This window comes from Bacillus sp. AY18-3 (assembly GCF_008042305.1).
Classification (GTDB): Bacteria; Bacillota; Bacilli; order Bacillales; family Bacillaceae_G; genus Bacillus_A; species Bacillus_A wiedmannii.
This window is the reverse complement of the sequence record NZ_QKQR01000038.1, coordinates 89,732-102,982: the sequence shown is the minus strand read 5'-3', so window position 1 is coordinate 102,982 and position 13,251 is coordinate 89,732. Positions and strand designations below refer to the sequence as shown.

Genomic DNA, 13,251 nt, shown 5'->3' with positions numbered 1-13,251 from the left:
GTTATTACACTTTTCGCTATTATATGAGCGTAATCCTTTTTAGAAAAAGAAACGTAACAAAATAATCACACTCACTCCCGTTAATACTGTACCTAATAAACTACGAGTATATATTGCAACAAGAAATGTCGGGATTGCTGCGATAAGGTAATCCCACTGCATCGTCTCATGCATAAATAATACTTGGGCTAAAAGTGCTGCTAATATCGCAATTGGTATGTAATTTAACCATTTTAAACCCCAGTCCGGAATTTGAAGTTTGCTAAATACGAGTAGAGGTAAAATACGTGGCACGAGTGTGACAGCTCCTGCTGCTAGTAAAAGTAATAGTACGTCCAATCTCATTTCCATTTTTCAATCACAACTCCAATCGTCGCAGCTAGTAATGTTGCGATAATAACCGCTATACTATCTGACATAAATAAGTGTGAAACGTATGCGATTATAATCGCTACAATTGCAACAGTAAGATGAATTGCTAGTTTCGGTTTACTACTTATGAGCTGAAGAACAAATAATCCGATAAACATTGCTGGTAATGCATAATCCATGCCGTACGTATGTGGATCTGGTATCCACTCACCAAAAAGCCCGCCAATAATAGTAGCAAGAATCCAATTTAAATATGCCGTTACATTTAAGCCCATCATCCACCTGTCGCCTACATATCCTTTTTGCGCTGCATGCTGCACTGCCACGCCGAACGTTTCATCTGTAATTTGAGAACCGATAAATACGTTTTTTAATAGCGGAAGTTTCGTAAAGTACGGTGCAAGGGCAGCACTCATTAGAAGGTGGCGTAAATTAACAAAAAAGACGGTAAAAATGATTGCTGAAGCAGGAGCGCCAGCTGCATACATACCAGCTAATATAAATTGGGCAGAACCTGCATAAATTAAAGTGGACATAAACGCAATTTCAATGATTGAGAAACCTGCTGTTTTTGCAATTACACCAGCTGCTATACCGATGCTTAAATAACCAAATACAGTTGGTAAACAATCTTTTACTCCTTGCTGAAATGTATCATCGCTCTGTAAAGATACATGGGCCTGAGCTTTACTCATTCGTATCATCCTCCATTCTTTCCATCGTTCTTTTTCCTGTTACGACATGAACTAAATCTATATTTTCACGCCACAACGTATCTAACTTATCAGCCCCAAATTCCTTCGTAATTTCTTCGACCATAATATCGTGCCGCACATACTCTGTAGCAACGAGAACTAAAGCTGGGTCATACGTTGTAACGGCCCATGAAGTGCTATCATTTGAGAAGTTCGCAATTAATACTTCCTCTCCATCACGAGCAATAACAGTTAAATGACCACCCATTCTCTTTTCAACAACGTGGGGCGTCATATAATTATGGTGAAACGTCGCGCCTATTTTTGTATTTGGAGCGCCAAATAAGATTGAAAATATATGTACACCTTCCTCTTCCTTTTGACGAATATATGGCTCAATTTCATGCACTTGATCTTCCCAAACAGAAATCCATAGCTCTTCCTTCGCCCTATTAATTATATTGCATATTTCTTTTACAACACGATCATTGGAGCGAATATGCGAAATTACATCTATTTGTCGCTCTTGTTCTAAACAATTTAATTTCCGGTCTAAAAATTCAAAGGACTTTTCAAAATCTTTTCGCATTCGATCCATTAACTCCGTAGCTGGTACTGGTACATATTTCACTGGTTCAGTAGGAACGATATGCACTGCTCCTTTATCCATCAATTTACCGAGCACTTCATAAATCATCGAACGAGGTACTCCTGTCTGTTTACTCACTTCATACCCAGTTACTGGGGAATGTTTTAGTAGTCCAATATAAGCTTTACATTCATACTGGGAAAAACCTAACTTTTGTAATTCCTTTATAATTTCATCCATCAGTACCCCTCACAATCTATATAACTCTCATTTCAAAACGATGTATGTACGTTAGTAGTTATTAGTATACCTACTAATATAAAAAAACAGAACTGTAAAGTCAATTGATAATTCTGAAATTTCACCCGAAAATAAAAAGCCTTCTAATTAAAAGGCTTTTTTTACATACTATTCCACTTATTTTAGCTGCAACATATTTGATAGATTCTCCTCCAAATGCTCCCGTAAAGTAGAACCTGTATACTCTTCCGATACGATAAACTTAACTAAATCTATACAATTCAATCAAATTTATACAAATTAGTGCTTCATCGTGTTCTCGCAACCCCGAGGGGACGAGGGGTATAACACTCCACACGAGGCAGTATCGTTACCTCCTATTATCAAGCATTTATTTTACCCATCTTGATAAATTTATCGAAGCATTTACATCCCTATCGTGATGGCTATTGCACCCAACACAACACCACTCACGTATTTTTAAACTCCACTGTCCTTCTGGTTGAACTGAATGGTCGTATTTTACTCCGCAACATGAGCAAATCTTGCTTGAGGCGAACCATTTATCAGCTTTTACATACGCAATGCCATACTTCTCGCACTTGTATGATAAACATTGAAAGAAGAAGTTTAATTTTTGAAATGAAAATGCTTTCGATAGTTTTTTGTTTTTTAACAGGTTTGAGATAGATAAGTCTTCCACAACAATCCTCATTGGTTTGGTTTTCACCAATTTAGCTGTTGCTTGATGGATATGGTTATTTCGGATATTCATAATTTTCCTAGATAACCGCAGGTGCTCAGTTTTGGCTTTTTCATATCCGGCAGATTGAATTTTTACACCTTTTTTAAATCTCCTAGACATATCTCTTTGCGCTGACTTTTTCCTTTTCAAAAGTTTTTTAACCTTAGCATCTTTGTTTATATTTCGTTCTTTCGTACCATTAGAAGCTACAAACAGCTCTTTTAAACCAACATCCACACCAATCGACTCATTGGTTAGTTCTTGTGATGCAAAGTCTTCTTGGAACCCTACACTAATCCACCAGTGACGACCATCAAAGGTAACTCTTGGATTTGATGGCTTTTTGTTTCTTGGTAGTTGTTGGCTTGTTTTCACTTCTCCAACGGACTGAATATGAACTACTTTCTTTCCTATAATCAGTCTTTCATAATTAGCATAAAATCCTTGGATTAAATCTTTTTTGGATTTATAAGAAGTGTGAGAACCATTTTTGTACTTTTTGAACGAATGTTTCCTCGCCTTATCAAAATCTTTTGAAGCCTGTTTGGGAACTTGTGCGTTGATGTCATTTAACCACTCATATCTCTTTCGCTTCTTGATCTTTGTAAATCGTTTCTGTAAAGCTAACTGTGAAACAGATTTTCCAAATAGCTTATAGTATCTATCACTCATTCTTTTACAATAGTTATAAGCGAATCTTGCAGCACCAGCATGGTTTCTAAGCACTTTTTCTTGTTCAGGCGTTGGAATCAGTCTGACTTTCTTCGCAAATATCATCAGAAGCCTACTCCTTTACTGTGCGATTATTCGGGCACTCACCTTTCAGATAATGAAAGATTTATTCTTCTGAATAGTAGCGTACTCCACCAGCATTCTCCTAAGACTACTAGGATACAAACCTGTTAATTCCGATACTTGACTAACTCGTGAAAATTTCATTATTATTCTCACCTCATTGAATCCACCATAGCACATACGTTCTATATATTCAATGAAGTTTGATAGATTCAATAAAATTTATCTCGTTCAACTAAGGGCGCAATTCCTTAGCCAGTTCTCTTATGAACTTCTCATGTTTTCACATGAGCGCAGACTATATGTTTATCTCTTTAGAGATAGAGTATTTTCCACCACCATAGGCTTGTGGTGTACTCTCGTCAGTTATACGAAATAGTCGTTGAACGTTCATCTTATCCATTTTGACTTAGATGATTCGAGGCGGAAGACCCATTATTCTAATGTTTAGGATTTAACCTTGCACCATCTGATTGATTTTTTCTGCTTTCGCGACATTCACACTCGCTATTTCTAGCCACGTTGTAGTTCAATCAGCTTTAGTGATTGCCCGCAGTTAACCCTCACTACTAGCCAATCACTTGACTAGCAGGGGTTGCTGATATATTTAATTCACTTAGTTAAATAAACATTGCTATCATTATGAAATTCTATCCTCACAATAACGATGTTGATAATCATTATCATTTTATGATGTAACTGTAATAAAAGCAATAAAAAAAGACTTCCGCTAAGGAAAGTCTCCTATCTCAATATTTCGTTCGCTTCTTTTTCATAAATTTTATCAAATGAAGTCATAACGCGTTGTGACGCTGAAATCATTTTTTGTTCCGTCATAAGATCAGCCATCTCTTTCGTCATATCTACATTTGAATTTTCTAGCATATGATTTTTTACTGTCCCTACTCCGTTCGGTAAATCAGCAATGTTTCCTTCTGCTAGTGTAAAGCTTTTGTTCTCTCTTTGTACGAGACGATTATTCGCTTCTGCACCTACTGTTTTTGTTTGCAGGCGGGCAATATTATTTTGTGTTACTGCATCATATAACGTACCGTCTGCTTGTACAGCTACTTTTGCTCCTTCTGGAATACGAATACGTTCATTATTCTCTCCCATTACGAAAGCGCCTGAAGTTGTTTGTAAATAACGATCACTATTTAATGTAAAACTACCGTCTCTCGTTAAAAACGTTTCATTATTTTTAGATGTAACAAAAAACGAAGCTGTGCCGGCCGTACCGTCATCTAAAAAGAAATCTGTATCACTATTTGTCATTTGTATATTTCCTTGTACTAAGTTCACATGCGTTGCGGCTGGTACTACAGCGTAATCAGTCGAACCGATATTTGTCACAGCCCCATCTCCGCGGCGATATGTGTCTTGTACATCAAATACTTTAGAAGTCATATTTTCTGCTTTAAATCCTGTCGTTTGAGCATTTGCAACGTTATTCGAATGAACATTAATGCGCTGCATGTAATTCATCATACCCATAGAACCTATATAAAGACCGTTCATACTCGTTTGAATAAGGCAGTTGCCTTATCCTTCACCTCTTTTCTATGATGTTTGCAACATTTGTTTCGCTAAATGTTCAGCTGTAGCGATATGTATATGTTGCTTCACGTCTTGTCCGTCTGTCATTAATACAATTGGAGCCGATGATACTGCTGGAATTTTCAATAATTCACCACTACTTGCTGTTTCATCAAATTTCGTAAATACGATACCATCAATATGAATATCTTTAAAGTTCGTAATGATTTCAATCATATCTTTACTTTTCATCGAAGCTGATAACGTTAAACAAATGTAATCTGGCTCTACTTGTCCCATCGTTTCAATCATTTCTTCCACTGTTTCTGACGCACGATAATTTTTTCCGGCTGTATCAATTAAAATATAATCGACACGTGCTTCTTCTTTAAAATACGTAAGCGCTCTTGTCATTGCAGCTTCATCACGTACAGCGATTACTTCAAATCCAATTGTCTTGACGTAATCTTGCAGTTGCTGTACTGTTCCAATGCGTGAATGATCTGTCGTAATAAAACCGACCGTTTTTTTCTTACCGTGAAACTGCCATGCCATTTTCGCAAGTGTCGTCGTTTTTCCAACTCCAGTTGGACCGATTAATGCAATTGTTTGCACTTCTTTTTCAAAAACATTTTCCGTATTGAAATGAGATCTCATATCTTCCAATATGTATCCGATCACTTCTTCTTCTGTAATCATCGTCGCATTCTCAAACTTCACTTTTAACTTTTCAGCATATGCATGAATGAAATATTGTTCTACATCGTTTTGCTCTAGCATGCGAATTACTTTTTGAATAATAAACGGTACAGATTCTTGGTTTTCTTTTTTTACAACCACTTCTTCTTTCTTGACCGGAACAACTTTTTTCACAGTTTTTTGCTTTTTTGTTACTTTCGCTAATTTCGTTTCTTCCGTCTGTTTCACAACGACGATACCTTTTTCAAACAACTTTAATAGTTTCTCTTTCTTTCTTGTCCATTCTTCACTATTTCCTGTTTGCATCGCCGCATATGACATAGAAGTCGTCAAGTTTTCTAAATTGTGCAGTACCGATTGAATTCCGTTCGCCTTCACAATTTGTTCTGAAGAATCATTTACAACATCCATTAGTTGTTCATGAAATTGAGCTGTGCCTTCATTCACTTCTTCCTGTTTATCCTCTGGAAAAGCAACTAACATTTCATAATTCTTTTTCCAAAAAAACGGGATATTTCGTTTTACACTTTCATCGACAACGTAATAATAATCTGTACCATATTGGTCAAATAACTTTCGATACAATTCATTTTTCGAAGCTGCTTTTATTCGCATTAACGCTTCTTTCTTTTCTGTACTTTCCATTACTTCACCCCCTACTATTCAATATAGGCAATTTGATCTACAACAATTTCTGGTGCTAATTCGCTAATACAAAGTACTTGCGCTTCTACTTGATAACGCTCAAGAAGTCTTACAATCGCAAATCTGAAATCTTTTCTACGCGTTAATAATACTGGTTCTCTTCCCATTAAACGAGCTTGTTTAAAGACACGCTGTACTTGTTCAACAACACGTGTTTCTAAATCTAAATCCCAGTTTAATAAGTAACCTTGGTATGAATTATTTACAACATCCGCATCTAACTCTATTGAATCTGAGAAGAGCGCCGCATATATTTTACCGTCAGGATTTTTCGCATTTTCACAAATCACTTTTGAAATACATTCACGGACGAATGACGTTACACCGTCTACATGATTTTGATAAATTTCTTTTCCGTCAATAATACCTTCGATAATAGTTGGTAAATCACGAATAGAAATACCCTCTTTTAGCAATTGTTTAATAACATTTTGAACGAGTGATAAGTCGATTTCTTTCTTCTTAATCTCTTCTAATAAAACACCGTTATCATTTTCAAGCGAGTTAATTAAGTCTTTTACATGTTGACGCTGAATTAACTCATGAAGATTACGTCTAACGACAACATCTAAATGTGTAATTAATATGCTAAGTGGCTCTAATACTTGATAGCCTTTCATTTGTGCATCTTGTACCATATGCTCTAAAATCCAATATCCATCTTCACCGAAAATTGGATCTTTCGCTGGTTCTGCATCTAAATCGGCCATTACATTCGGTGTTTTCAATGCTAATAAATAACCTGATTTTAAAACACCTTCAGCTGCCTTCGCACCTTTAATACGAATAATGTAACGTCCGCGTGGTCTAAAACTCGTATTATCTTTAAAGTTAATGCCAGGAACGTTAATACCAAGGTCGGTAATAATCGACTTCCTCATAAGAACAACTTTATCACGAGCTGTTTCCCCGTTAATCTTCTGCTTTACAAGGGCTGCTAAATCTAAACCGAGTTCTACTATAATTGGATATTTATCTGTAAATACTCCGAATGAATCTTCCACTTGTTGCAGTTGCTCATCTTCGCCTTGAATCATTTCTAATTCTTTTTGAAGCTCGTCTTCTTTTTCTTTCTTTATTCGGTTTTTATTACGAATTCCTAAGAAAATAATTGTCCCACCAACAAGAGCAAACGGTAGAAATGGTAGCGGAGTGAAAATACCCATCGCAATAAATAAACCACCAAGCGCATATACAACAACTTCATGTGCTAATAACTCTTTAAAGATACCTTCAGTTACCGTATCCGCTGAACCATCAAATACACGTGTTACGATAATACCTGTTGAAATCGCAAGCATTAACGAACCGATTTGGTTTACGATTCCGTCACCGACAGTTAGCTGTGTATAGTGAATAGCTGCTTCAGCAAAACTCATGCCCTGCTGCATCATCCCGACAATTAAACCGAAAATAATGTTTACGAATAAAATGACAATCCCGAAAATAACGTCCCCTTTAATGAACTTTCCGGCACCATCCATCGCTCCGTAAAACTCTGTTTCCATATTTAATTTCTTTCGTTTTGCCTGTGCATCTTTTTCAGTAATAATACGCTGGTTTAAATCAGCATCGATCGACATTTGTTTCCCGGGTAAAGAATCAAGTGTAAAACGAGCTGCAACTTCAGCTGTACGAGATGCACCGTTTGCAACGATAAACTGGAATATGATTAATACTATGAAAATAACGATACCAATTAATAAGTTCCCGCCAATAACAAACTGACCGAACTCTTCAATAACATGCCCCGCATTTCCGTCTGTCAAAATCGCTCGCGTCGTCGATACGTTAATCGATACGCGGAAAATCCCGATTAATAACAGCATCGTCGGAAATGACTTTAATTCATCCCACTCGTTAATACTTGTTGCTCGCATATAAATAAGCACTGACATACTTAGTAAAAAAACGATAACGATATCAAGTATAAATGGTGGAAGTGGAATTAAGAGCGCCACTACGAATGACGCTGCTAAAAAGATAGAAAAATAGGTTCTTGCAGAATCTATCTTAAACACAAGAGATCTCCTCCAACCGCGCTATTATACTTCAAGTTCATTCGTTTGAATTAAATAGCGCATAACTTCAATTACAGCTACGTATAAATCTTCTGGAATCGTCTCATCTTCCTCGACTTGATAATATAAAGAACGAGCAAGCGGACGGTTTTCCACCATTGGTATTTCTTGTTCGCGGGCAAGCGTTCGTATGTATAATGCGAGCTCATCTTCCCCTTTTGCAACGACAATTGGCGCCGCATCAACCTGTTTATTGTACCGAAGTACGACCGAAATATGAGTCGGATTGTTTACAATAAACGTTGCACCATCCATCTTCTTCGCAATTGTCCCTTGCAAGATCGCATGCATAAAGTTTTTTCGCTTTCCCTTTACTTGCGGGTCCCCTTCATTATCTTTATGCTCTCTTTTTACTTCTTCTTTTTTCATCTTAATATCTTGTTCGTACTCCCATTTTTGATAAATAAAATCAATAATAGAAAGAACAATTAATATAATTAAAATAGCTAAAAAGATAAATTTAATTTGCCTAATAATTTCAGTAAGTGACGCAGTCCAGTTAAATCCAATCATACTAACGATTTTCTCTAAATTCTTTTTAAAGAGAACGTAAGCAACGTAGCCGATTAATCCCATATAAAATAGTGATTTCAAAATATCTACTAAACTTTTACGACTAAACAATCTCGTAAAATAGTTTTTGGGGTTAATACGCGACGCTTTCGGCTTAATAACTTTAGAAGAAAATAAGAAACCGACTTGAATCATATAATTAAATAAATGAAAAGCGTATACGAGTATTAATATCGGCGCGGATACTTTTAATAATAAAATCCCCATTAAATAAAAATACTCAGTTGAATCTGTATTTTTTCCAATTTGATCAAACAGCACCGCTACAGAATTTGCAATCTCATATCCGAGCCAATCTCCGAAAAAGTAAACGACAACTGCTAATACAAGTATGGAAAATAAATTATTTAAATCTTTACTCCGGGCAATATTCCCTTCTTCACGCGATTTCTTACGCTTCTGCGGGGTGGCCTTTTCTGTTTTATTATCCTTTGCCATGCGCGTCCCCCTACTTCGTTAAGAAAAAGTTAAATAGTTTCGTATATTCCTCAAGCAATACATCCGTCATATTTTTAAACACATAACCGAGCATCGGTACACTCATCGCAATAAACAAAATACCACATGTGATTTTAATGACGTACGCATTCATAAAAACGTTTAATTGCGGAGCGTTTTTTGCGATTAAAATTAAAACAAAGTTAATGATGAACAAACTTCCCATAAGCGGAAGAGCAATTTCAACCGCGGATGTAATCGCAAATAATAACGTTGCGAGTAGACTATCTAGAAAACTAGTCGTCAGCAATTTTGAAATCGCCTCTGTATATTGAAACGACTTTAAAATCGTGGCAACGAAATAATTAATGCCGCCAAGTGAAATAAAAATAATGAGAAAAAATATATCAAAAATGGTTGAAAGTAAAGTAGACTGTGAACCTGCATTTACATCAAACAAACTTGCCTGTGATAAACCGATATCAAAGTCTAAAATATGCCCTGCCATTTTTGGAATGTTCCACAGCATTTCTACAATTTTTGAAAGCGATAATCCAATTACTATTTGCGTTCCTGCATAAGCTGCCACGTCCCAAGTTGTCTTTATGTGAGAGACATCAACTTGATCCGCAACTGTGATTGAAAGAGCAAGTCCAACTACAACCTTTGCCATCGCTGGAATGGATCGACCTGAGAAAAACGGTAAAAAATATAAAAATGAAGTAATGCGGCAAAACGCAAAAAACGTCGCCGCCCATAATTCCATATTCATTTCAGTTCACCTATCTTAGTACGAACGCAATAGCGATGGGATTTTATCAAATAAATCTAAAATAAGCGTCGTTAACTCTTGAAACATCCACGGACCTAAAATGATAATAACGAGTACAATACTCGCCATTTTCGGTAAAAACGTCAGCGTTTGTTCTTGAATTTGCATCATCGCCATAATGACAGCGATAATAATAACGACAATCATACTAACACCGGCAACCGGCATTAAAATCATAACCCCTTTATAAAAAAAGGTTTGAAAAATATCTATAATTGGTGACGTATTCATTTATATGACTCCTATCACATAGCATCAAACGTTTCAGGCGACCGTTTTAAACATAATGTCGACGATTTTTGTATATCCACCTAAATATACGAAAACGAGTATTTTAAATGGTAAACTTAAAATCATCGGCGGTACCATCATCATCCCGAGGTACATTAAAAGTGTACTAATAATCAAATCTATAAATACAAACGCTAAATAAATGAACATCCCCGTTAATAATCCCTTTTGAATTTGCGTTAACGTAAAGGATGGTACGAGCGTAAATAATGAAAGATCTTTCAAATCTTTCGGCAACTCTTCTCCGCGCACTTTCAGCATCATTTTTAAATCATGCTTATACGTATGCTTTGACATATACTCTTTCATAATCGGAGCTGTCGTCTCCGCAGCTTGACTTACTGTTATTTTCTCTTTCGTCATCGGATCCCAAACATCGCTCTTTAGCTGCCCAAGTACCGGCTGCATCGTGAAGAGGGATAAAAATAGTGCAAGTCCTACAAGCACTTGGTTCGGTGGTAAGTTCATTACCCCAAGTCCTTGACGTGTAATCCCAAGAACGATCATAAAATAAGTAAAATGTGTAAATAATAGAACGATAGAAGAAGATAATGATAAAAGGGTAACGAGCGCAAATAGTTGTACACTTGAATTACTCGTAAACTCTTTTCCATTTTCGAAATTAATAAAACCGTTCGGGGCCGCATACGCTGGATTTACAAAAATAATTGAAAAAACGATAGAAAATACGAAAATAACGGCTAATAATGATAACTGTTTCTTTATTCTCATGATGGATCCTCTACTTTTTTCGTTTCACTCTTCACCGCGTCTTCTAGTGCTTGTTGAAACTGATTTCCTGTTCCTGTTAATTGCACAGATTGTACACCGTTATTACTAATAACAGTGAACACTTGCTTGCCGTCTACTTCAAATAAAAAGGCGCTCGTTTGATGATTTAAATACACACCGTCTTTCACTTGAATATGGCCATTTTCACCTTGCTTAAAAAACTGCTGCTTGCGCGTCTTTTTCGTCATATAATATGCACCATAACCGAGCGCTCCAAACAGTAAAACGACTTGAAATAAGGTCGTCATATACGACATATGACTCCTCCTCTACTCTTTATCTTGCATTTGACTTTGCGCTCTCATAAGCGCAGCTTGCTTCTTATCGGCTTCAATTTCAGAAATGATAATACCGAACTTCTCGTCCATTACGATCGCTTCCCCAATGCCGACTTTCATATTACTTAAATACACATCTACTTTATGTCCTAGGTTTTTCTCTACTTCCAGAACATCGCCAACTTTTAACTGTTTCACATCACCGAGCGTAATAGATGACTTTCCAAGCTTTACACCAAGTTCAATCGAAATATCTGAAACGGTATCAATATGTGCTTTACCCGCTTCATTTCGCTTTCCTGCAAAATCTTCTAATCCCATTAATGACACAGGAGATACTTCATGCTTCATATGGATCCTCCTACTCTACAAAACTTTTAAATAAGAGCGCCTTACGCGTTCCATCTTTCCCAATAAAACAATTAAATTTATGCTTTCCATCTACATAACCAAGTAATTCATCCGAAACTTTCGTATGAAGCGGAATAATATCGCCTTCTTCAATTTGTTCAATCTCACCCATTGTCATCTTTTGCTCGCCAATTGCAACGTGAACAGGTTTGTACACTTGATTTACTTTCACTTCCACTTCAGACGTGTACTTTTTACGTTTATCTGAAGAATGTTCAACAATATTTTCAGATGTTAACTTATCCATAATTTCTTCAACAGATAAGAACGGAATACCGATACGAACTGTCGTATTCCAAAAATCAGTTTTCATATTTACGTTCAGTAATGAAATGATATCACTCGCTGTCGTAATCTTTAATGCATTCGGGTCTGTCTCCGTCGTTACAAATTTTGGTTCAATCGCCACAACGCTTTCAAATGATTGCTCTAAATTTTTACAAAGGAGCATAAAAATATTATCCAGTGTTAAAAACTCAAATGCGGTAAGTGGTCTGCGCATCGTAAAGTTACGCTTACTATCTCCACCAAGCCAACATTCATGAATATAAATAACGAATGCTAAATCAATCTCAATAACAATTTCTCCAAGCTCCGGGAGGCCAAGATCAATAACACAATATAAATAGTAATCTTTCGGCATTTTCTCCACATACTCACTCGTAAACGGAACTTGCTCAACCGTTGAAGGCTCTAGCTCAATTGGAATACGCATACGCGCTGACAACGTCTGTGACGTCTGTTTACCAAATGTAGAAGCAATTGCTTGCAAGCTACGTAAATGCTCAACACCGAACTTCTCCGGTCTATTAAAATCATACTCTTGAAATTTCTCTTGCTTCCCTGCTTCTTGTGCGAAAGCTGGCATTTCCTCGCCTTCATTTACCGCCTTCAGCAGGGCATCAATTTGCTCTTGGCTTAATTTTTCGCCACTCATGACAATCCCCTTCCCTACCTTTTCAATTCAACGATTTCAACGTACATCTTCCCGTTTTTCGTCAAAATCTTTCCGGTTCCAATCTCTTCATTCTCAAGCATAAGACGCACCGTATTTTTCGTTGAATTTTCAAGACGATACAATGTACCTTTCGTAATATGAAGCAAATCTTCAATTTTCTTTTTCGTATTTCCGATTTCAAAATAAATTGTTAACGGAATATCATCTTGTAATTTCAAATC

15 protein-coding genes are annotated in these 13,251 nt (G+C 36.5%); all 15 read right to left on the bottom strand.

From position 1 onward, the window contains the following. Window positions 1-39: 39 nt before the first annotated feature. Complete coding sequence (locus tag DM800_RS26585) at window positions 40-351, bottom strand: AzlD domain-containing protein (protein ID WP_098133603.1); 312 nt, start codon at window positions 349-351, stop codon at window positions 40-42. Beyond that, the gene (locus tag DM800_RS26580) at window positions 342-1,067 is read right to left on the bottom strand and encodes an AzlC family ABC transporter permease (RefSeq protein WP_147787976.1); all 726 of its coding nucleotides are present in this window, start codon (window positions 1,065-1,067) and stop codon (window positions 342-344) included. The genes DM800_RS26585 and DM800_RS26580 overlap by 10 nt, the downstream gene beginning before the upstream one ends. Next, the gene (locus DM800_RS26575) at window positions 1,060-1,896 is read right to left on the bottom strand and encodes a TrmB family transcriptional regulator (protein WP_088062917.1); all 837 of its coding nucleotides are present in this window, start codon (window positions 1,894-1,896) and stop codon (window positions 1,060-1,062) included. Before DM800_RS26575 ends, DM800_RS26580 begins: the two co-directional genes overlap by 8 nt. 391 nt (window positions 1,897-2,287) lie before the next feature. Then, on the bottom strand, window positions 2,288-3,418 hold the full coding sequence (locus tag DM800_RS26570) for an RNA-guided endonuclease InsQ/TnpB family protein (RefSeq protein WP_147787975.1): 1,131 nt from the start codon (window positions 3,416-3,418) through the stop codon (window positions 2,288-2,290). A gap of 762 nt (window positions 3,419-4,180) precedes the next feature. After that, window positions 4,181-4,954: a flagellar basal-body rod protein FlgG gene (locus DM800_RS26565; RefSeq protein WP_147787974.1), complete on the bottom strand. Its 774-nt coding sequence runs from the start codon at window positions 4,952-4,954 to the stop codon at window positions 4,181-4,183. 42 nt (window positions 4,955-4,996) lie between these two features. Then, window positions 4,997-6,316 carry a flagellar biosynthesis GTPase FlhF gene (gene flhF / locus DM800_RS26560; RefSeq protein WP_088062914.1) on the bottom strand — a complete coding sequence of 440 codons (1,320 nt, stop codon included), beginning with the start codon at window positions 6,314-6,316 and terminating at the stop codon, window positions 4,997-4,999. Window positions 6,317-6,330: 14 nt separating this feature from the next. After that, the gene (flhA, locus tag DM800_RS26555; protein WP_064476528.1) at window positions 6,331-8,397 is read right to left on the bottom strand and encodes a flagellar biosynthesis protein FlhA; all 2,067 of its coding nucleotides are present in this window, start codon (window positions 8,395-8,397) and stop codon (window positions 6,331-6,333) included. A gap of 24 nt (window positions 8,398-8,421) precedes the next feature. Next, complete coding sequence (flhB, locus tag DM800_RS26550; RefSeq protein ID WP_001040117.1) at window positions 8,422-9,468, bottom strand: flagellar type III secretion system protein FlhB; 1,047 nt, start codon at window positions 9,466-9,468, stop codon at window positions 8,422-8,424. 10 nt (window positions 9,469-9,478) lie between these two features. After that, the gene (locus tag DM800_RS26545) at window positions 9,479-10,240 is read right to left on the bottom strand and encodes a flagellar biosynthetic protein FliR (RefSeq protein WP_088062913.1); all 762 of its coding nucleotides are present in this window, start codon (window positions 10,238-10,240) and stop codon (window positions 9,479-9,481) included. Window positions 10,241-10,255: 15 nt separating this feature from the next. Beyond that, complete coding sequence (locus DM800_RS26540; RefSeq protein ID WP_001098085.1) at window positions 10,256-10,531, bottom strand: flagellar biosynthetic protein FliQ; 276 nt, start codon at window positions 10,529-10,531, stop codon at window positions 10,256-10,258. Window positions 10,532-10,564: 33 nt separating this feature from the next. Continuing rightward, window positions 10,565-11,323, bottom strand: coding sequence for a flagellar type III secretion system pore protein FliP (locus DM800_RS26535; RefSeq protein ID WP_001220582.1), 759 nt, complete (start codon window positions 11,321-11,323; stop codon window positions 10,565-10,567). Next, window positions 11,320-11,640, bottom strand: a complete 321-nt coding sequence (locus tag DM800_RS26530; protein ID WP_000121176.1) for a hypothetical protein — start codon at window positions 11,638-11,640, stop codon at window positions 11,320-11,322. Before DM800_RS26530 ends, DM800_RS26535 begins: the two co-directional genes overlap by 4 nt. Before the next feature lie 12 nt (window positions 11,641-11,652). Then, the gene (gene fliN, locus DM800_RS26525; RefSeq protein ID WP_097908546.1) at window positions 11,653-12,012 is read right to left on the bottom strand and encodes a flagellar motor switch protein FliN; all 360 of its coding nucleotides are present in this window, start codon (window positions 12,010-12,012) and stop codon (window positions 11,653-11,655) included. Window positions 12,013-12,022: 10 nt separating this feature from the next. Continuing rightward, complete coding sequence (gene fliM / locus DM800_RS26520) at window positions 12,023-13,009, bottom strand: flagellar motor switch protein FliM (RefSeq protein ID WP_000012366.1); 987 nt, start codon at window positions 13,007-13,009, stop codon at window positions 12,023-12,025. Between the two features lie 14 nt (window positions 13,010-13,023). Then, window positions 13,024-13,248 (bottom strand): flagellar motor switch protein FliN, encoded by a 225-nt coding sequence (locus DM800_RS26515; protein ID WP_000775712.1) that lies wholly within the window; start codon window positions 13,246-13,248, stop codon window positions 13,024-13,026. Between the last annotated feature and the right edge of the window lie 3 nt (window positions 13,249-13,251).

Coding starts and splice junctions, on each gene's coding strand:
- DM800_RS26585 (WP_098133603.1), bottom strand. CDS start 351: ATGGAAATGAGATTGGACGTACTATTACTTTTACTAGCAGCAGGAGCT.
- DM800_RS26580 (WP_147787976.1), bottom strand. CDS start 1,067: ATGAGTAAAGCTCAGGCCCATGTATCTTTACAGAGCGATGATACATTT.
- DM800_RS26575 (WP_088062917.1), bottom strand. CDS start 1,896: ATGGATGAAATTATAAAGGAATTACAAAAGTTAGGTTTTTCCCAGTAT.
- DM800_RS26570 (WP_147787975.1), bottom strand. CDS start 3,418: ATGATATTTGCGAAGAAAGTCAGACTGATTCCAACGCCTGAACAAGAA.
- DM800_RS26565 (WP_147787974.1), bottom strand. CDS start 4,954: ATGAACGGTCTTTATATAGGTTCTATGGGTATGATGAATTACATGCAG.
- flhF (WP_088062914.1), bottom strand. CDS start 6,316: ATGGAAAGTACAGAAAAGAAAGAAGCGTTAATGCGAATAAAAGCAGCT.
- flhB (WP_001040117.1), bottom strand. CDS start 9,468: ATGGCAAAGGATAATAAAACAGAAAAGGCCACCCCGCAGAAGCGTAAG.
- DM800_RS26545 (WP_088062913.1), bottom strand. CDS start 10,240: ATGAATATGGAATTATGGGCGGCGACGTTTTTTGCGTTTTGCCGCATT.
- DM800_RS26540 (WP_001098085.1), bottom strand. CDS start 10,531: ATGAATACGTCACCAATTATAGATATTTTTCAAACCTTTTTTTATAAA.
- DM800_RS26535 (WP_001220582.1), bottom strand. CDS start 11,323: ATGAGAATAAAGAAACAGTTATCATTATTAGCCGTTATTTTCGTATTT.
- DM800_RS26530 (WP_000121176.1), bottom strand. CDS start 11,640: ATGTCGTATATGACGACCTTATTTCAAGTCGTTTTACTGTTTGGAGCG.
- fliN (WP_097908546.1), bottom strand. CDS start 12,012: ATGAAGCATGAAGTATCTCCTGTGTCATTAATGGGATTAGAAGATTTT.
- fliM (WP_000012366.1), bottom strand. CDS start 13,009: ATGAGTGGCGAAAAATTAAGCCAAGAGCAAATTGATGCCCTGCTGAAG.